The 19223-nt window shown below is 39.8% G+C and carries 18 protein-coding genes; 13 read left to right on the top strand and 5 right to left on the bottom strand.

Annotation, left to right across the window (positions count from 1 at the left end; genetic code table 11):
* Positions 1–204: 204 nt before the first annotated feature.
* Positions 205–1422 carry a CCA tRNA nucleotidyltransferase gene (locus PN470_RS10305; RefSeq protein ID WP_272104484.1) on the bottom strand — a complete coding sequence of 406 codons (1218 nt, stop codon included), beginning with the start codon at positions 1420–1422 and terminating at the stop codon, positions 205–207.
* Between the two features lie 94 nt (positions 1423–1516).
* Between PN470_RS10305 and PN470_RS10300 the strand changes: the two genes are divergently transcribed.
* The 3 genes from PN470_RS10300 (at position 1517) to PN470_RS10290 (ending at position 2725) form a co-directional block, all read left to right on the top strand.
* Entirely contained in the window at positions 1517–1765 is a 249-nt protein-coding gene (locus tag PN470_RS10300; RefSeq protein WP_002795917.1) for a Ycf34 family protein, read from the top strand.
* Positions 1766–2073: 308 nt separating this feature from the next.
* A complete protein-coding gene (locus tag PN470_RS10295; protein WP_002793765.1) occupies positions 2074–2331 on the top strand; it encodes a hypothetical protein in 258 nt (85 codons plus the stop codon).
* The gene (locus tag PN470_RS10290; RefSeq protein ID WP_043998020.1) at positions 2321–2725 is read left to right on the top strand and encodes a type II toxin-antitoxin system VapC family toxin; all 405 of its coding nucleotides are present in this window, start codon (positions 2321–2323) and stop codon (positions 2723–2725) included. Before PN470_RS10295 ends, PN470_RS10290 begins: the two co-directional genes overlap by 11 nt.
* 19 nt (positions 2726–2744) lie before the next feature.
* Here PN470_RS10290 and PN470_RS10285 read toward each other — a convergent pair whose 3' ends face one another.
* The 3 genes from PN470_RS10285 to PN470_RS10275 form a co-directional block, all read right to left on the bottom strand.
* A complete protein-coding gene (locus PN470_RS10285) occupies positions 2745–5444 on the bottom strand; it encodes a DNA methyltransferase (RefSeq protein WP_272104481.1) in 2700 nt (899 codons plus the stop codon).
* A 206-nt stretch (positions 5445–5650) separates the two neighbouring features.
* Positions 5651–7108, bottom strand: coding sequence for a DASH family cryptochrome (locus PN470_RS10280; RefSeq protein WP_271936643.1), 1458 nt, complete (start codon positions 7106–7108; stop codon positions 5651–5653).
* 210 nt (positions 7109–7318) lie between these two features.
* Positions 7319–9631, bottom strand: coding sequence for a GumC family protein (locus tag PN470_RS10275; RefSeq protein ID WP_271936641.1), 2313 nt, complete (start codon positions 9629–9631; stop codon positions 7319–7321).
* A gap of 672 nt (positions 9632–10303) precedes the next feature.
* Between PN470_RS10275 and PN470_RS10270 the strand changes: the two genes are divergently transcribed.
* The 10 genes from PN470_RS10270 (at position 10304) to PN470_RS10225 (ending at position 19007) form a co-directional block, all read left to right on the top strand.
* A complete protein-coding gene (locus tag PN470_RS10270; protein ID WP_271936639.1) occupies positions 10304–11074 on the top strand; it encodes a Uma2 family endonuclease in 771 nt (256 codons plus the stop codon).
* 718 nt (positions 11075–11792) lie between these two features.
* Positions 11793–12128: a hypothetical protein gene (locus PN470_RS10265; RefSeq protein WP_271936637.1), complete on the top strand. Its 336-nt coding sequence runs from the start codon at positions 11793–11795 to the stop codon at positions 12126–12128.
* 84 nt (positions 12129–12212) lie between these two features.
* Positions 12213–12491 (top strand): hypothetical protein, encoded by a 279-nt coding sequence (locus PN470_RS10260; RefSeq protein WP_016515514.1) that lies wholly within the window; start codon positions 12213–12215, stop codon positions 12489–12491.
* An 84-nt stretch (positions 12492–12575) separates the two neighbouring features.
* A complete protein-coding gene (locus tag PN470_RS10255) occupies positions 12576–12926 on the top strand; it encodes a hypothetical protein (RefSeq protein ID WP_271936634.1) in 351 nt (116 codons plus the stop codon).
* Positions 12927–13139: 213 nt separating this feature from the next.
* Positions 13140–14465 (top strand): flippase, encoded by a 1326-nt coding sequence (locus PN470_RS10250; RefSeq protein WP_271936632.1) that lies wholly within the window; start codon positions 13140–13142, stop codon positions 14463–14465.
* A gap of 107 nt (positions 14466–14572) precedes the next feature.
* Complete coding sequence (locus tag PN470_RS10245; RefSeq protein WP_149976177.1) at positions 14573–15430, top strand: FkbM family methyltransferase; 858 nt, start codon at positions 14573–14575, stop codon at positions 15428–15430.
* A 62-nt stretch (positions 15431–15492) separates the two neighbouring features.
* The gene (locus PN470_RS10240; protein WP_271936627.1) at positions 15493–16221 is read left to right on the top strand and encodes a hypothetical protein; all 729 of its coding nucleotides are present in this window, start codon (positions 15493–15495) and stop codon (positions 16219–16221) included.
* Positions 16214–17062: a DUF268 domain-containing protein gene (locus PN470_RS10235; protein ID WP_271936625.1), complete on the top strand. Its 849-nt coding sequence runs from the start codon at positions 16214–16216 to the stop codon at positions 17060–17062. Before PN470_RS10240 ends, PN470_RS10235 begins: the two co-directional genes overlap by 8 nt.
* 117 nt (positions 17063–17179) lie before the next feature.
* Positions 17180–17971, top strand: a complete 792-nt coding sequence (locus tag PN470_RS10230) for an FkbM family methyltransferase (RefSeq protein ID WP_271936623.1) — start codon at positions 17180–17182, stop codon at positions 17969–17971.
* Between the two features lie 16 nt (positions 17972–17987).
* Positions 17988–19007 (top strand): alpha-1,2-fucosyltransferase, encoded by a 1020-nt coding sequence (locus PN470_RS10225; RefSeq protein ID WP_271936621.1) that lies wholly within the window; start codon positions 17988–17990, stop codon positions 19005–19007.
* A gap of 87 nt (positions 19008–19094) precedes the next feature.
* Here the strand turns inward: PN470_RS10225 and PN470_RS10220 are convergent.
* Positions 19095–19223, bottom strand: a 129-nt coding sequence (locus PN470_RS10220; protein WP_271936657.1) for a transposase, incomplete at its 5' end; no start/stop codon positions are given.

Raw genomic sequence — 19223 nt, 5'->3', positions numbered from 1 at the left:
GTAGATCCCCCCGCCTATCGGCACCCCCCTTATTAAGGGGGGATTAAGGGGGGATCGGCACCCCCCTTATTAAGGGGGGATTAAGGGGGGATCGGCACCCCCCTTATTAAGGGGGGCAGGGGGGATCGGCACCCCCCTTATTAAGGGGGGATTAAGGGGGGATCGAACCTAAAATCCATTTTTAATTTAATTATAACCAGCTACTTATAACAACTTTTTAGCAAAATCGATCGCCTCCTGAAAAACTGTGACTTGGCCATCAATTTGGGCAATTTGTACCTCGGTTAATAACTTACCGATAATCGGACTGGGTTTCAGGTGTAAATGGTTAATTAAATCATCGCCCCTTAATAAAGGTCGGGGATGGGCGATAATATTATCGGGATCGAGATAGGAAGTCAACAGAGAAGCGACGATATTTTTGTTAATCCCCATTGATAGAGCAAAAAGGGCAAAGACAGGAAATACTTTTCCCGTATTTAGATAAATAAAATACTGTTCCCGCAGACTTAAATTATCTGCCTCCTTGAGAGGAGGTAAACACTTAATCACCGTGATTACCGTGCGAATTTCACCCCTGGAATACTTGAGATCGATTAACTCTTTTTCCGCTTCTGCCAAAATATCCGATACCAATAGGGCCAATTTTGTCAACTGTAACTGAGAAGGGGAAAAGATAAAGTTTTCCGGTAACAAAGATTCTAAAAATCCCGCTGCCGCTTCCACCCCCATAACTCGCTCCATTTTTGCGGGGGTAATCCGACGCAACCAGAGAGATAATAGGCCATCTTCCCAGGCACTTTTTAGCCATTTATTGCCACGGGAATTGAGCAAAAGGTAATTCAACTCGGATTGTACCCTTTCGGCGGCTACACGGTGCAATAAAGGGGCAAGAGAACGAATAGTTGCACGGGTATGGGGTTCGATCTCAAAGTCCAATTGAGCCGCTTGTCGATAGGCCCTCAATAATCTTAGGGGATCATCCTGGAGATTTTCGGGGGAAATCATCCGCAGGGATTGGCAGCCTAAATCTTTTAATCCCCCTAAAGGATCGAAAATTTCTTGGGTGTGGAGATTATAAGCGAGAGCATTAACGGTGAAATCTCGTCTTTTTAGGTCTATTTCTAGAGATTCTCCCTCCTGTTGTGCGAAATCAAGAGTCCCCTGGGGAAAAACGACGCGAGCAATTTGACGAACGGCATCTAAAACCACAAAACCCGCTTTATAATGATGGGCAATAGTTTGGGCAATTTCGATCGCTTTTTCGGGAACCACAAAATCTAGGTCAATATAGTCTTTCTGACGGTTTAATAAAGCGTCTCGCACAGCACCACCGACTAAATAAGCATTTTCTGGCAATTCTTGCCGATTAATCGCAAAAACTTCTTTAACTAAACTATCTAGGTTTTTTTGACAAGACATCGAGAAGATAAATTTACAAAAATATAATTTTGACCGGCCCCATTTGGGGAGAGACTGAGCTAGATTAGCGGAAAAGACTTATAGAGTTAAACCTATGTGTATTTGTATTAACTGCTATTTTGTTGATCGCTGTCTCACCTATCATGCCGTAGAAACACAACATCAGGAACGTCATCTCACCGAGACACCGGACTTTGAAGCGAAGAACCCTTCTATTAACGTTAACATTCGCACCAAAGAAGATTATATCGAAATGGAGTGGGATGTGGTGGGTTGTGAAAGCTTTTTGCGCGAAACCGGTAAATGGTCTAGTTTGCGGCCGGGTGAACCAGTTCCCACCTAAAACACATGAACTACCCATACATATCTACTACAAGAGCCGAAAAGCCTTATCCAGCAATGGATAGACCGGTTAACTTTTCTTAATGTACCCATGAAATGGTAGTCATGTATGTAGAAAAGTTCCTAACCGTTGTGTCTGGAGTGGTTTTTATTAATGAGCATTGCTTAAAAGCAAATAATTCATAATTTAAGTAGGTAGGCGTTAAAAGTTATCAGATGCCCCCCTTATTAAGGGGGGATTAAGGGGGGATCGAACCTAAAATCTATTTTTAATTTAATTATAACCAGCTACTTAAGAGCGAGGTATTTATGGATAAAGAAGAAGAACTACTTGAACAATGGCGAGAATTGACCCCGGAAAAGCAACAAAAAGTTTGGCAATTTGTTCAAATACTTAAATCTGAGTCACAAACAACACCAGAAGCTAAATTTATTCCCCAAACACCATTAAGCAAAAAGTTATGGGAAATCCGACATCGGGCGATCGCAGCTGGATTGCAACTGCTCAATGAAGAGGAAATAGAACAAGAACTTGCTGCACGTCGAGGAGGGTGCAGTGAGTCATAAGAAAGCCTACATAGACTCTGGCGTACTGATTACTGCTTTCCAAGGCATCCAATCAGCCAGTATCAAAGCCTATCAAATTCTCAACGATGAAAATCGGGAGTTTGCCTCCAGTCGATTTGTTCAGTTAGAAGTATTGCCTAAAGCAACTTTTAACAAGCAACAAGAAGAAATAGAATTTTACGAAACATTTTTTCTGGCTGTTAATTACTGGGCAACTGACTTAGAAAAAATTATACAGAATGCTCATGAAATTGCTGGCACTTACGGTTTAGCGGCGATGGATGCACTTCATGTTGCTGCTGCGCTGCAAATTCAAGCTGATGAACTAATCACCACCGAAAAGCCAACCAAACCAATGCACCGAGTCAGGGAAATTCAGATTGTTTCAATCTAATGTAAGGCTTTGGAGTAATCTAAGAGTAAGGAGACCAGGGACCGATGACGGTTTCTCCTCGCTTCTCTTTTTCTGCTAATTCCAGGTTTAAGGTTAATAGTTTCTCTAAAATATCTTCGTCAGCTTGGAAGTGATATGCTTCCATTACTAGCTTGTCTAATTTCTGATGGAGTTGAAAAAGTTGGCTACTGGGTTCGTTAAAGAATTGGTTATATAGTTTGGTGATTCCCCATTGTTTTTTCTCCATCTGTTGGCTGCGGTATTCGTATAATTCCCCGGCGGTTTGACGGATTTTTTCGACAAGTTCCCGTGAAGGTGTCTGGGGAAAGGGGAAGGTTTCAAAACAGGTGTTATGGGTGTAGGCTATTGTGCTTGCAAGTGTAGATTTTTGGGTGTGCATCCAAGTTCGGTGAATGTTAGATAAAAGAATACCTAAGATATAATAATCATCGGAAGCAACTACTTTAGTTTTATTACCTGGTAGCCAATCACAGGGACAAGGGACAAAAACTGCCCATTTGGAAACTTCTGGAACAGCAAAGTAGCAATCTAAAGGTTTAATTGCTGTTCTCATTGCTGGTCTTTTTTCACCATATTTCCACCAGTTTAGTTTAGTAACTTCTCGTCTATTTTGCTCTCTTTCTGGCTTAACATTTACTTTAATATGCTCGAAAGGTAGTGTATATTCACTAGCATCCTCTAAACTCATATCATTAAAATCAATAATCCAGCGTTCTGGCTTACCGTGAGGATTTTGGGCTAGATTTGCTCCCATTGAAAACAACTTAAGGACATTCCTATTTTTAGAATCTTGTTTAATCCATTCATCAACTTGTTTTTCACTAACTAGAAAACCTTTACCAACAGGAATCACTCCTTGAAAACATTGATTAAGATTAGCTTTTAATCGCGGAGATTTAGAGACATCTACAGTCGCTTTTAAAGAAGAATTAATTTGAGAAACTTGATGATTATCTAAATAATAACTTACTGGTTCAACTTTACTCCAATTGACAATACTAACATGAACATTAGCCTCACCAGACCAAGGCTGAGTAGAAATCGCCTCATGAATGTGTCCACCATTATGAGTAATATAATCCAACGCTGCTACACGACTTTTCCCTTGACTAATAGAATTAGTTCCAACTAAACCCGCTCTTCCTTTCTCATCTAATTGATTATGTGCTAGACGAAACCAATAGGAACAAAAATCAACCGAGTCTTTAACCTCAGAAAACCTCGCAAACACTTTATTAACATAATCATCACTGAGATTTAATCTCATGTGTTTACCTCCCAAAAATGGAGGATTACCGATAATTGCGTCTGCTTTTTGCCAATCCGTAAACAAAGCATCAGCACAGATAATATTACTATCCAAAGTATCCAAAGGTAAAGAAGCTTCCGTCAAATTAAACCTATCAATCGCCACCTTTCTGGCAATCATTAAAGTCACCCGCGCCAATTCTACAGCAAAAGGATTAATATCCATACCATAAAACTGTTTAGGCGTAACAAAACTAATCTGTAATTGGTCACTAGCAGAACGACGACGGTTAGCAATCTTTTCAATTAATAACTGTTCAATGCGCTTTAATTCTTGATAGGCGACATAGAGAAAATTACCCGAACCGCAAGCCGGATCTAATACCTTATACTGCTGTAATTCTAACTGAAGTGTATTTAACTCGCCAATCGTCCCAGCTTGCTCAATTTTCTCCTCCCAGTAACGGCTAATAGTTGGGCGAACAATTTTCATAATATCCGCTTCTGAAGTAAAGTGCATCCCGTAGGTGTGGCGTTCTTCAGCATTAGCTGTCCCCTCAAAAATATTACCAAAAATTGCTGGACGGATCTTACTCCAATCCTGACGCGCCGCCACATCCAGAAACTCTAATTCTTTATTAGTTAATTCAATTGGATGAATTATACTAAACAGTCCCCCATTAAAATAATCCACTCCCTGATATTTACCAACGGGGGTAATTCCGGGTTGGTTCATCTGTTGAAATAATCCCCCCAAGACATCATAGGAATTGCCACCATTTAGACATTCTTGTACACAAGAAATAAATAAATCTCTCGGTAATAATCCTCGATCCTCAGCAAACATTGCTAATACACACTGCAAAATAAATCGCTGGGCCGTCAACTCATCAAAACCGCTTTTATGACCGCGTTTTTTTAACAGTTGAAACAACTCACCCATCCGCCGCGCTGCCGTTTCTGTAATCTCGACTTGATTATTCTGAAAAATAGGGGTACGATTCCCTACTTCCATAAAATTGAAGGCACTGACCCGATTTTTCAAATCGTTGAGATTTACTCGATCTACCGGTTCATCTATTTGAAGATCAAAATCAAAAATCCAGAACTGATCAAAATTACATAATAAGACATAGCGAGGGCGATTAGGAACCAATCGACTCCAGTATTCAAAAGCTTGGGGATAGTGCTTACTTAAATCTTCTCCTCGCTTTTTCATTTCAATTAAAACACGAGGTTTCCAAACTAAATCAGCAAATCCGGTTTTACCTTTCTTGCTACCTTTAGTAATCGCCTCCTCATAAGTTGCACCCGCTTCTAACGCACCTTTATGACCAAAAGCTCGAAAGAAACGGTCTAGGAAAATCTGAGCTTCTTTCCTTTCTTTGCCAGTAATATGCTGTTGACAAAAATCAATAAATTCCTGTAAGCTTTCAAGAGTAGTAGTCATCTTTTGCCTTTCTATTGGAGTAGGGTGGGCGTTGTGGTGCGATCACTATCTTACACGATAAAATAAAGGAACTGAGTTGAAATCGAAGTCAAGCCTATGCCAATTCGAGGCGTTGTTGAATCAAGGTATAAATGGCAATTGTGCATCGTATCCAAAAGTTATTTTGGGTCTAGGTTTTAAAAATCCCACAAGAGAAGATTCATATCTCAAATCAGCAACGACTTGGCGAGATAAATTTTTTCGTTGTGTTTAATTGATTGAAAAAAATCGACAATAGGACGAGGATAATTAACCCCTAAAATCACCCCATAACGCTTTTGTTCCTCCAGAGATAATTTATAAGGTTCGTGAATTTTATCGCCTTTTATTAGGGCTAATTCGGGCAACCAGTGACGTAAATAATCACCTTTGGGATCATAATCTTTCGACTGTTTCGGGATATTAAAGTAACGAAATCCTCGTGCGTCATTACCGACACCAGCAGTGTAATTCCAATTACCCCAATTACTACAGACATCGTAATCAACTAATAATGACTCGAACCATTCTGCTCCCATACGCCAATCAATACCGAGATTTTTGGTCAGAAAACTAGCGACATTTTGCCGTCCACGATTTGACATAAATCCTGTAGCAGCTAACTCTCTCATATTAGCATCTACAAGGGGATAACCAGTTTTTCCCTCACACCAAAGATTAAATCTTTGCCAATCTTCTAGCCAAGGTAAATTAAGTTCTTGCAAACCAGATTTATAAAAGATTTTATTCCCGTGTTTACTGCAAATAAATCGAAAAAAATCTCGCCATAATAATTCAAAAGTTAGCCAATAAGTAGAGTCATTTTTTACTCTTGTTTGCTCATATTTTTGTACTTCTTCATAAATATAACGGGGGGAAAGACAGCCAAAACTTAACCAAGCTGAGAATTTTGAGGAATAATTAGTCCCTAACATTTCATTGCGGGTTTCCTTATAGGTTTTTAAGGAATCACTATCCCAAATATATTCTTTAACCCGTGATTTTCCTGCTACTTCACCCCCTTGAAATGATAAAACACCTCCCTGGTCTAGAATTAGTTCTGTTAAGCCTAAATCCTTTAAAATAGGAAGATTTCCCCAATCTATTTTAGGTAATTTTGTCAACTTTTTCGGACTGGGATAAGTTGTTCTTATTTCCCAATGACGTTCTACTTGTTTACGAAAATTAGTAAATAATTCTGGCAGTTGATTAAGGGTAAAAGGTAAATCATCAGGATGATATAAAGTGGCTGTCCAAAAAGTTTTTATCTGCACAGGAATTATAGATAAAGCCTTATTTACAGCCTTTTCTACCGCTAATTCCTCTGCTGTAACCTCTTGATGATAATAAACCCTGGCTATCTGCAATTCTTGAACTAATTGCGGGATAATTTCTTCTGGTTTTCCCCGTCGGATAATTAAATTACTGCCTAAACCTTCCAGAGATTGTTGTAAATTTGCTACGCTTTCTAATAAAAATTTAGCCCGGAACTTGCCAGTTTTGGGAAACCCGTAGGAAGTAAAACCAAATTGACGCTCATCAAAACAATAGAAAGGAATTATCTCTAATTGTTCTTGAATGGCTCGATAAATTGCCTCGTGATCGTGAACTCGCAGATCATTCCGATACCAGATTAAAACCCGCATTTAACATCAATTAAAAGTTGATAACCGATCAATAAGTAGTTAGGTGTTAAAAACCATCAGATACCCCCCTTATTAAGGGGGGATTAAGGGGGGATCGAAACCCCCCTTATTAAGGGGGGATTAAGGGGGGATCGAAACCCCCCTTATTCAGGGGGGATTAAGGGGGGATCGAAACCCCCCTTATTAAGGGGGGATCTATCTTTAATTTAATTATCTTTTCCCGTAGTAATGGCCATAGTAACGATAATTATGGTTTTTCCGACTAACATTATTAGCCACTAAACCTAACACGGAAATATGGGATAATCTCAGATCTTCGAGCAGATTTTTCAGGGCAAAGCGATCGGTTTTGCCCAGTTTGGTAACGAGAACCAGTCCGGTGGCCATGGCGGCGAGAATTTTGGCATCGGCAAAAGCGGCGATCGGTGGTAGATCATAGATAATTAGATCGAAGGCTTGCTCTTGCTGTAAACGCGAGATCATCTCCTGCATTCTCTGGGAAGAAAGCAAGCGGGTTGGATCTGGGGGAATTTCACCGGCGGTAAGAATCGATAAATTCTCGTAACGGGGTAGAGGTTGAATTGCCTCATTCCAATCGAGACCCTCGGCGAGGACATTACTAAGGCCGTGGTCGTTATCGAGATTAAGTCGATGGTGAACCTGGGGTCGTCGCAGGTCAGCATCCACCAGTAAGACTCTTTGTCCCATACCAGCGGCGGCCTTAGCGATATTTATTGCCATGGTGGTTTTACCATCTCCCGGTGATACAGAACTAACCACGAGGGACTTGCGGGGGGAATCGGCATCGAGGAGGCGAATATTGGTGTTGAGAGTGCGGAAAGCTTCCGAGAAGGGGGAGAAATTATAGTAGGAGGGGTTTTCGTCGGCCGATTTCCCAGTAGTATTAGGGATAGTAATTTTGCGATCACCGACTGTTAACTGTGGTAGGGCGGCGGTGATCACTTTTTCGATGGTGCCAAGGTCTTTTTGCCAGGGAATTGCGCCCAAAAGGGGTAGTTTGGTATCTTCTTTTAGTTCATCTGCACTATGATGAACGGGGTCTAATCTTTCAGCTAAAAAGGCCGCCCCCAGTCCTAATAAAAGGCCACCGATAACCCCTAAAGTTAGATTTCGCATAGGTTTAGGAGAAACGAAGTTTTCCCCTACTTCTGGTGGGGAAATTAGTTGCCAAGGCACCACTTGTTGTGCCACCTTGAGTTGAAGTTTTTGTTGTTCCTCCAGAAAACGGTCGAGACTGGTGGTGGCGATTTCCAACTCTCGCTGCAAATCCGTATAACGACGGGCTAAAACCGCCAGATTTTTGACCGAGGCTTTCTGTTGTTCGAGGGCCCGGGCAAGGGATTCTACCTTAATTTCTAGGGTTTTGCGACTGTTAGCGGCTTCCACCAATTGTTGGGTTAATTGTACCCGCAGAGCGCTCTGTGACACCAAAGCTGGGGAGTCACCCACTGTCTGGGGCAGTTTTTCTCCTAGGGTTCTCTGGGCTTCGTTTTGCAGTAGGGGCAGTAAATTAGCCCGTTTTTCCTCTAGGGTGGCGATTATCGGGCTATCTTTGGCAAAAACTGCCGATTGTTTGGCCAATTCCACTTCTACTTCCTGCAGCTGCTTGAGCAAATCTTGATAACCGGGAGATTCACTGAGATAAGTAGCGATAATTGCTTGATTAGGGTCTAATCCCACCTGTTGCTGTAAAGCCTGATAGCGAGAGTTAATTTCGTTAAGGGCAACTTGGGCTGCCCGATAATCTTGTTCAGTGGTGGTTAACTGTTGTGATAAACGAGTTGCCTCTTTATCGGGATCGAGGAAATTGTATTGCTGCCGGAATTGCTGCATTTGTTTTTGTAGAGTATTAACTCGTTCCTGCAGCACGGGCAATTGAGCGTTAACAAAATCTAACCCTTGATTAATTTCGGTCTTCCGTTCCTGAGAACTATAGTTTAGGTAATGACGGGCTAAATTATCTAAAACCAGCTTAATTTTTTCCGGTTCCTCATCTTGATAGGAAATTTCTAAAACTTTCGTCTCTTGTTGTTGACTAATTTTGAGATCAGATTGGCCAGTTTTACTAATTAAATCACTGTAGGTAAAGTCGGGATATTGAGGAGTTATTTTACTAAAGATGGGGTTAAGGAGTTGCGGACTGGTTAAAACGGCGATTTGGGTATCATAATCGATGTCTTCACCACCTAACTGAGGTAGGATATCTTGGGATGCCAGTCTGGAAGAACTTTTATTTTCCTCGATGGGTTGACCGATGAGCAGCAGGAATTTACCCTGATAGATAGGGGTTTTTGAGAAAGTATAACCAGCGATCGCAGCCGTCACCCCTAGGGTGATGCCAACGATTAACCACCAGCGATGCTTGATGACGGAAAGGAGTTGACGCAGGTTGAGTTCCTCTTCTTCCTGCGTGACGGAGGGGATAAAAGCTGGTTGGTCAAAAACTGGCAGATTTGCTTGACTTTGGGTTTTTAAAGCCCCGTTTTGTTGGTTGTTCATCATTATCAAATAGTCAAGGGATAACTCTATTAAACCGCATCTAGTATGCCAGTATAGCTTAAGAATAATTTGGGAATTTGTCCAAACATGGTATCTATTTAAAATAGCCCCCAACCCTTATAGAGTAAGGAATATGACATCTAAAGCTGAAATTGACTCCGGGACACTTTTAAAGGATATAAACCGCAACCAGCTAGAGAACTGGAATCTCACTGGCAGGCCATTAACCCCTAAAAGTATTGCTATGCAAAGATCATAGCCGAAAAAGGCAAACTACGGGGTTCCCCGTGGACGCGGTTTAAAAGATTTTGCGGTAGCAATCTGGTTCGATTAGTCACCGCTTCATCATAACACCATGCTACAATGACAATTCTAGTTTTTCCGGTAATTACCAAATTAAGGTGCGTTTACCCTACCTAGCCAATGCCACTGGCCGCTTGACATACCCCCCCTGAACGGTTACAAATTATGTACTATTCTGCCAATGGCAATAAGCTGTACTGAATTTAAACTGCGTATTGAAAATTTTAGTACAAATGCTCAAACTGATTCTCCCTGCCCCGCAGCTCCGGTCCTACCCTGCAATCTTAACGAGTAATTTAGATAGTCAACAGCTTACTCATTTGCTCTTATAACAAGCTAAACCGCCATAACCACCATCACAGGAGAGCCTAAATGACGATCCCATTAGCACCTCGCATCTCTGATACTTTACCCCCCATTACCTGGGAGAAATTGCCAGCGGATTTTGTCCTCCCTGATGAACCAGTGGAAAGCACCCGACAACCCCTCCTCGCGGCGGCTTGGCGAGAATCTTTAGAATTAGCCAGTTTAATTGTGGAAGCGAGTCCTATTGCTGCTAATTTTGGCATTTGCGCCACCGTTGGCGGTAAGACAGTAGTAAAAGCTCCCGATTGGGTTTATGTACCCGCAGTAGCACCTATCGGAGAAGGAGAAATTCGCCGCAGCTACACGACTCATGCAGAAGGGGAAGTGCCAGCAATTGTCATGGAATTCATCTCAGAAACGGAGGGAGGGGAGTATTCTATCAATCCTCACTATCCCTATGGCAAGTGGTATTTCTACGAGCGAATCTTACAAGTACCTGTCTATATTATTTTTCAACCACAAAGCGGAGAATTAGAAGTTTATCGCTTAGTATCAGGGAAGTATGAGTTACAAAAAGCGGATGAGGATCATCGTTACTGGCGGGCAGAAATCGGTTTATTTCTAGGAGTATGGCAGGGGAAAAAAGCAGCAGTAACGGCTCATTGGTTGCGCTGGTGGGATCAATCAGGTAATTTACTATTGTGGGGTAGTGAACGGATTGAACAAACCGAACAACGAGCCGAACAAGCTGAACGGCGGGCTGAGGGAGAAAAAGCTAGGGCAGACAGATTGGCGGCGCAACTTAAGGCAAGGGGAATTGACCTGGAGGCTGAATGAATAATCGATACAACTGTAAAATTTAGCTGATTGTGTGCTATGGTGGCAACTGTTATGTGTCGAGAGGAAATATATCTGAACTTCCCCGTATAAACATACTAGCTATGGCTAAAAGCCTTACAGAGCCTGAGTTAAAGCAATACAATACCAATGAACTACTGGATACAAAATCCTGAAGTCCTTACGCAGATAGGGTTTGAGGCAAAAATTTTCAAATTTGACCTTTAGACCATTATGGCTTGTTTCGGTGCAGAAAACCAGCAAAAACATGGCTACAGAGGGAATCCCTTACTCTAGAGATTAATGACACTATCTGTTAGAATCAGGTTAGGGATCACTAGACCTCTTGCATAAATCCGAAAACAAACGATAGAAACAATAATGGGAGGGACTTTCAGTTAATTATTTATTAGTAGTTGATAATCTTCAAAAATGTTGCTGTACAAGGATCGACTTAAGACTTTTGCAAGAGGTCTACTATACAGCCAACTCTACGGAATCGCTCTACTCCAGATACAGTCAACGGTACAGCCATTTTCAAGGGAAAAATGTACCCAGTAGTCTCTTTTCAATTTTTTCTTAGAAGCGACCTGCAGTAAGGGTTTTGTTAATTTTTTAGTATTTGTGTATGGGGGAAGTCCAGATATATTGGGAAATTGCTGGAGATTGCGTCGATAATCAATTGTAAGCATTTATTAACAAAGGAGAAAAGCCAGCCATGACCAGAAGCTCATCCGGACACTCCAGATGGACAGATGAGATGCTAGATGAATTGGCAGACTCAGTTTCGGGTGTCAAAGAATCAGTTTCGGAATTGCGAGAATCAGTTTCGGAATTGCGGGAATCGGTTTCAGAGGTTAAAGATCCCGTAGAAGGGTTACAATTGACAGCACAAGCTCTGCTACAAATAGCTGCTCAACAACAGCAAGAAAATGAAGCTCGGCAAGCAGAAATTGTCGAAATCAGGCAAAGACAGGAAGAGTCAGACAAGCGTTTTGAGGTTTTGCTGTCAGAAGTTCGCCATCTGATTCGGCAAATTAAGCCAGGAGATTAAGAGTATCTGGGAAAATTGACGGCGAGTATATTTGTGTATATAATTTACGCGGTCGGTTAAACTGAGAAGAAAGAAAAACAAGCCATGACAAGAAGGAATGGGGAACGGACGAGATGGACCGATGAGATGCTAGATGAGTTGGCAGACTCAGTTTCGGAATTGAGGGGATCGGTTGCAGACCTTAGAGATTCGATGGACGGGGTACGATTAACGGCAAACGCTCTACTCCAAATTGCTGCACAACAACAGCGTAATATGGATGAAGTGAGGCGAAGACAGGAAGAGTCAGACAAGCGTTTTGAAGTTTTACTCTCAGAAGTCCGCCATCTGATTGGGCAAATTAAACCAGAAAATCAATCGTAAGCTTAAGGAAAATGGCGGTGATCGCGTCTATAATTATCTATAATTTAAGCAGCTATTGAAACTGAGAAGGGAGAAAAACAAGCCATGACAAGAAGGGATGGAGAACGGACGAGATGGACAGATGAGATGCTAGATGAATTAGCAGACTCGGTTTCGGAATTACGAGAATCGGTATCAGAAATGAGAGACTCAGTTTCGGAATTGCGAGAATCGGTATCGGAAGTCAGAGACTCAGTAGATGGGGTAAGAATAACTGCACAAGCACTGTTACAAATAGCTGCTCAACAACAGCAAGAAAATGAAGCTCGGCAAGCAGAAATTGCCGAAATGAGACAAAGACAGGAAGAGTCAGACAAGCGTTTTGAGGTTTTGCTGTCAGAAGTTCGCTATTTGATTCGGCAAATTAAACCAGATGACCACCAGTCGCAAAGTTGATCATGTGCTACTATAGGAATGGTGGTTCTCCGTTACTTGTTATGCAATCACAAATACCAGACTTGACGCCTAAGGTTTTCAGGATAAGCAAATAGTCCCTAGCATACTACCTACCGAAAAGCCGCAATGGTTACGCATTAATGAGTAAATATGTTGGCAAATTGCCAGCGATAACGTCTCTATGATACGATTACTAAGTACTAATTAAAAGCCGTGTTAAAAACCTTAAAAGTAAATTACGATAAACTTGGCACAAACTTCAAAAAACAAATCAGCAATATGTCTTGGTTGTTTTTTGAGCAATTCATCAGTTTAGGAATTGGTCTGTTTGTAGGGATTTGGGTGGCGCGGTATTTGGGACCAGATAGATATGGACAATACAACTATGCACTATCTCTTGTCGCTTTATTCATGCCGTTAGTTCAATTAGGATTAAATGGAATTGTTGTCAGAGAAATAGTATTTCAAAAAGATGCAAATTCTAGGAATGAAATTTTAGGAACAACTTTTGTGATCAGATTAGTAACTGGAACAATTGCAGTTTTTCTGAGTGTAGGGACAGTAATCTATTTACGACCAGGGGATACTTTGTCGCACTGGCTAGTAGGGATTATAGCAGCGGGCAATATCTTACTCGCCTTTGATACGATTGATTTATGGTTTCAGTCGCAGGTGAAATCCAAATACACGGTAATTAGCCGTACTACAGATTCTCTTGTTTTCAGCATCGTCAAAGTCCTCCTGATACAGTTAAGGGCTTCCCTGATAGCTTTTGCCGTCGCCACGGCCGCTAAAGGAACAATTAAGATAATCGGCTTGTCTATATGTTATAGGATTGACGGTTTGTCCCTGAGGAATTGGTCTGTAAATCTCTCTCGGGCTAAATTCTTGCTCTGGGAAAGCTGGCCACTGTTTTTTTCAGGATTGGCTATAATGATACAAGCCTATATCGATCAGGTAATGCTGGGTCAGATGATCGGTGATGCCGAAGTTGGTCAATACTCAGCAGCCATGCAACTGATTGCAGTGTTCGGTTTTATTCCTATGGTTGTATGTCAATCCCTTGCACCAGCCGTAACGGAGGCAAAGATAGCCAGTAACAGCCTATATTTTAATCGCTTGGAGAATATCTACCGATTAATGTTTATCTTATTTTTGTTAGTTTCTATCCCTATTTTCCTCTGGTCTAGTAAAATTGTCATAATTCTGTTTGGTCAAGAATACAAGGAGGCGGGTACTTTACTATCCTTATTTGCCGTTCGATTATTTTTTACTAATTTTGGAGTAGCAAAATCTTTGTTTATTACAAATGAGAGCTTATTTAAATACTCAATGCTTACAGCTATCATTGGTTCTTTAGTTAATGTTATACTAAATTATGTGTTGATTCCTCACTATGCAGCCGTTGGAGCTTTATGGGCGACAATAGCATCCTTTGCAACAACTGTCTTTTTAATTGACTTACTTTATCCAAGGATGTACGGCAATCTCATCCTTATGGGTAAAGCGGCATTGTATCCTTGGCGACTAAAATTCTAGCAATGCCAAATATAAAATTTTGTTTTTGAATGGAGCATTTATGTATAAAGTATGATATATTAACATTGTGCTTTCTTGGTTTAAGGATTCATTCAAGGATTTGCAAGATGGAAGAGCCACTGGAAAACTATCAGAAGAGTATCTACTCCCAACATGGAGAAGATGGTATTATCGAAGAAATTTGTCGAAGGTTAGGAATTAGTAATGGACACTGCGTGGAATTTGGAGCTTGGGATGGAATTTTTCTCAGCAATGTTTATAATTTATTGAAAAATAAGGGATGGTCTGGTACCTTGATCGAAGGAGATTCAAAAAAATTCCAAAAACTCAAGGTTAACATGAAAGACTTTTCTCAGGTATCATGTCTTAATAAATGGATAGGATTTGAGGAAAATAATTCTCTTGAAACAATCCTTAAACAGCAAAAAGTTCCTCCTGATTTTGATGTGTTATCTATAGATGTTGACGGAGTAGATTTTTATGTATTTGAATCTCTCTCTGTTTATAAGCCTAAAATTGTTATAATTGAGTACAATCCTACTATACCAAACGAAGTTGAGTTTGTTCAAGCAAAAACCTTCTCTATTAGCCAGGGTAGTTCAGCAAAATCCATAGTAAAGCTTGCAGAAAATAAAGGTTACAAGCCCGTATTTTGTACCTCATGTAATCTCATTTTTGTCTTAAATACTTATTACGATTTGGTTTGCGATTATGATGTTTCCTTGGATGAATTGAGGGATGACTCGCCATACAAAGTGTTTTTATTTGTGGGGTATGATGGAACCATATTTACGAGTCAACCAGTCAAACTCTTATGGCATGGTGGAATTACTGTAGACAGCAGTAAACTTCAAGTTATCCCAATGCTATTCAGATCGTTTCCTGATAACAAAAATATGGTATTACGGAAACTCCAAAAAGTTTTTCTTGATTGGTTTGTTAAAAAAGAAACTAAGAACAGATGAAGCAAAATCATTGGGCAATTATTAGAGATGAAGATATTTCACAATAATGTGGAGAGAAAATTATGGGAATAGTACGCATGGGACCGCCAAACGACTTAATACTTATGTTGAAAGAATGTAGTGAGGTAAACAGCTTCATTGAAACTGGAACCTATCTGGGAAATACGGCTTACTGGAGCAGCCAGAAATTCGGGCAAGTAATAACACTTGAGTATTCTACAGAAATGTATCAGCAAGCAACTCAGAAATATGGTCATGTAGAGAACATCAAATTTCTCCAGGGAGATAGCAGAGTGTTACTTCAAGAAATTGTATCTAGCCTTAAACAGCCAAGTATGTTTTGGTTAGATGCTCATTGGAGTGGCGGCCAGACTTACGGGGAAGAAGACGAATGTCCGTTACTTGAAGAACTTGAAATAATCAATGCTTCTCCATACGATCACATTATCTTAATTGATGATGCAAGGTTATTTCTCTCTCCTCCTCCTGCGCCACACCGAATTGAGCATTGGTCAGATATTTCTGCTGTAATCGATTGCTTAAATTTAGTCAAGAACAGATATACTGTAATTATTGAAGATGTCATCATCTCCGTTCCCAATAAATTTAAACCTGTCCTTGCTCAGTATTGTCAAGATTTGAATACCAAGGTTTGGGAAGAGTATGGAAAACAACAAAATACTAAAATTCAGCAAGGATTGAAATTAATATTACAAGGAATGAAGCAGACAACTTTAAAGTTACTTCCTGGAACAAAAGAGATTTTAAATACAATGAAACGAAATGGCTAGTATCAAAACAATAAAGCAATACCTCTCCAAATTCACCTTACTTAAGGTTCTTTATATCATTTATAGCACTTTGAAACAACAGTATGGCTTAAGTCTTAACTGGTTAGGGGGATTATTTGATATAATTTTATTCTCAAATGAATATAGAGTTTTTCAAGCTAATAATGATAACAAGAACTTTGAGTTAAAAATAAAGGACTGGATTCCTTGCTTGACTGATAAGACAGAGTTTACTCCGGTAGAGCCTGTATATTTTTTACAAGATACTTGGGCGGCAAGTAAAATTTTTCAACTTAAACCCGAACATCACCATGATGTGGGTTCATCTGTTAAAACAATTGGCATAATATCCCAATTTGTTCCAGTTACCATGATCGATATCAGACCGATTGATATTGAGCTAAAAAACTTGTATTTTCAAGAAGGATCTGTACTGGATTTGCCCTTTGAAGATAACAGTATTGAGAGTCTATCTTCTCTTTGTGTCATTGAACACATCGGTTTGGGAAGATATGGCGATCCCCTCGATCCCTGGGGTAGTGAGAAAGCTGTAAAGGAACTCAAGCGAGTTGTTAAATTAGGCGGTATAATTCTATTCTCTGTACCAGTAGATGAGAAAAATAAAATTTATTTTAATGGCTGCCGTGCTTTTACACGCGACTACGTCCTGCAACTCTTTGATGGCTTTGAACTTGTGGAGGAAAAGTATCAATATGGTAGGCAACTTTACGATTCATACGATCCGAGTAAAAAGTTTGGCACTGGTCTCTATATGTTTAAAAAGGAGAAATATATTCAAGACGATAGAAAATACGATAAGATATCAACAACGAAAACCTAAGCAGACTAATGCTAGAGTATTGACTAATAATTTGTCATTTGTCCTGATGCACAAAAGTTTACCTGATTTTACCAGATCAATCCGTATTTTGTCCGCAACTCCTGGAGAGAAATTATCATGATCAAAATCAAAAATGAAAATCAGTTGCTACGAAAAACAAAGTCTTTATGCCTGAAGATATTTAATGCCCTAGAAAATAATGGAAATTGTGAGTTTGATAGCAATGGAGAAGCAAAATTTATTAGCGATTTTTTAGCCACTTTGAAAAACAAAGAACCAGTTATCTTTGATGTCGGTTCTAATGTGGGGCTATACATCCATAAAATCTTAGAATATGCGGCAATAATAAATCGTCATCCTCAGATACACGCTTTTGAACCAACTAATAGTTGTTATAATGTATTACGGCAAAAATTTCTTAACCATCAGAATATAAAACTCAATCAATTTGGTGTATCCGATAGTGAAACAGAAGCAACAATTTACTATGACAGTAAATCAAGTGGGTTGGCTTCTTTATACCAAAGAAACTTAAAGCATTATCAAATTGATTTCTCTAACAAAGAGACGATTAAGTTGCGCCGTCTAGATAGTTATATAAAAGAGTATAATATTAGTCATATTGACTTACTAAAAGTTGATATTGAAGGTCATGAATTAGCTGCTTTTAGGGGATTAGGTGACTATTTGAACACAACTTTCATTGATGCTATTCAGTTCGAGTATGGAGGCTGTAATCTAGATTCTCATATCAGTCTAATGGAAATTTTTGACATTTTGATAAATTCTGGGTTTAAAATGTATAAAGTGATGCCAACCTATCTTGAAAGACGAGAGTATCAGTCTCGAATGGAAAATTTCCAATACGCAAACTACGTCGCACTAAGTCCATCTTTAGATAAAATATGACTTGACACTACACTATATGAAACAAGATAAAAATCTCATTATTTTCACTCACGGAGGCGGTCGATTTGCCAACCAGTTGTTTTCTTACGCTCATCTCATAGCGTTTTTAGCAGAGAATGATTACAAGTACGACTTGATTAATTTGTCCTTCTGGCCCTATGCTCATCTACTAGAAAACACGTCAAAAAATCTTGCCTGTACTTTTCCCACTAAGCACAAACAGTGGCAAGCTTTGCAGAAACTAAAAGATATTTTACAGTTTCTTCCTGATAAAATATCTAACAGCAGCAGAATTCGTAATGATATTGCTCGATTTCTGTATAATTATGCTTCTTTTGCTCCTGATATACAATCAATTATTGCCAAAGATGTTAGTGGCTTAAAAGACATTCCAGGAAAGCAAAAAGATAAATTTGATCTAAACAATCCCGATGATGTTGACTTATTAAATCAGGCAAAATTCACACTTTTAGCTGGATGGAAGGTGAGAAGTTGGCCGCTAGTCGAAAAACATCAGCAAACTGTTAGGGAGTGCCTAGCACTTAAAGAAAGTCATACAGCCACAGCCACAAAATTTATTCAAGAATTAAGACAAAAGTCTGACTATCTAATTGGCGTTCTCATCAGACAGTATGACTACCGGTTTATGCTAGAAGGTAAATATTTCTTTGAAACCCAGCAATATATTGACTGGATTCAACAAGCTCAAGATTTGTTTGGAACTTCTTTTAAAGTTGGCTTTGTTGTCGCCTCAGATGAACCACAAGATTTTGAGCTATTCAAACATCTTAACGTACATTTTGCCACTGGCATTGCTGTTGGCAAAGGACACTACCTGGAAAGTATGGCAGAACTGTCAAAGTGCGATATGATTATGACACCACCGAGTACCTTTGGGGTTTGGGCTGCATTTTTAGGTGATATACCTATCTTGCCACTTTATGATTCTTCTCAAGTTGTCAGCAAGCAAGATTTGTTGTATGGTAATATTTTTGATGCGATCGCTCATCCTGAAATGAGTGTTTTTGTAAAATAGCCTAAGAAAATGGAATAAATGTTTTTCAAGGAGAAGTTTATAAAATGTTGTATGGAAAATCGGCTCTTCGTTACCCTTTATGCTAAATCAACATACAAGATGCCAAGATAACATACTTCTAACCCAAAAATTCCGAAAGTTTCTAAAGCCATAGCCTCTCCGTTTTATTAGTTTAAGTTTATTGTTGATTCCCTCGACCACCCCATTAGTTGTCCT

Origin of the sequence: Microcystis sp. CS-574, from assembly GCF_028329095.1 — a bacterium.
Lineage (GTDB): Bacteria > Cyanobacteriota > Cyanobacteriia > Cyanobacteriales > Microcystaceae > Microcystis > Microcystis ichthyoblabe_A.
The sequence above is the reverse complement of the archived record's forward strand: the minus strand, read 5'-3'. Positions and strand labels throughout refer to the sequence as shown.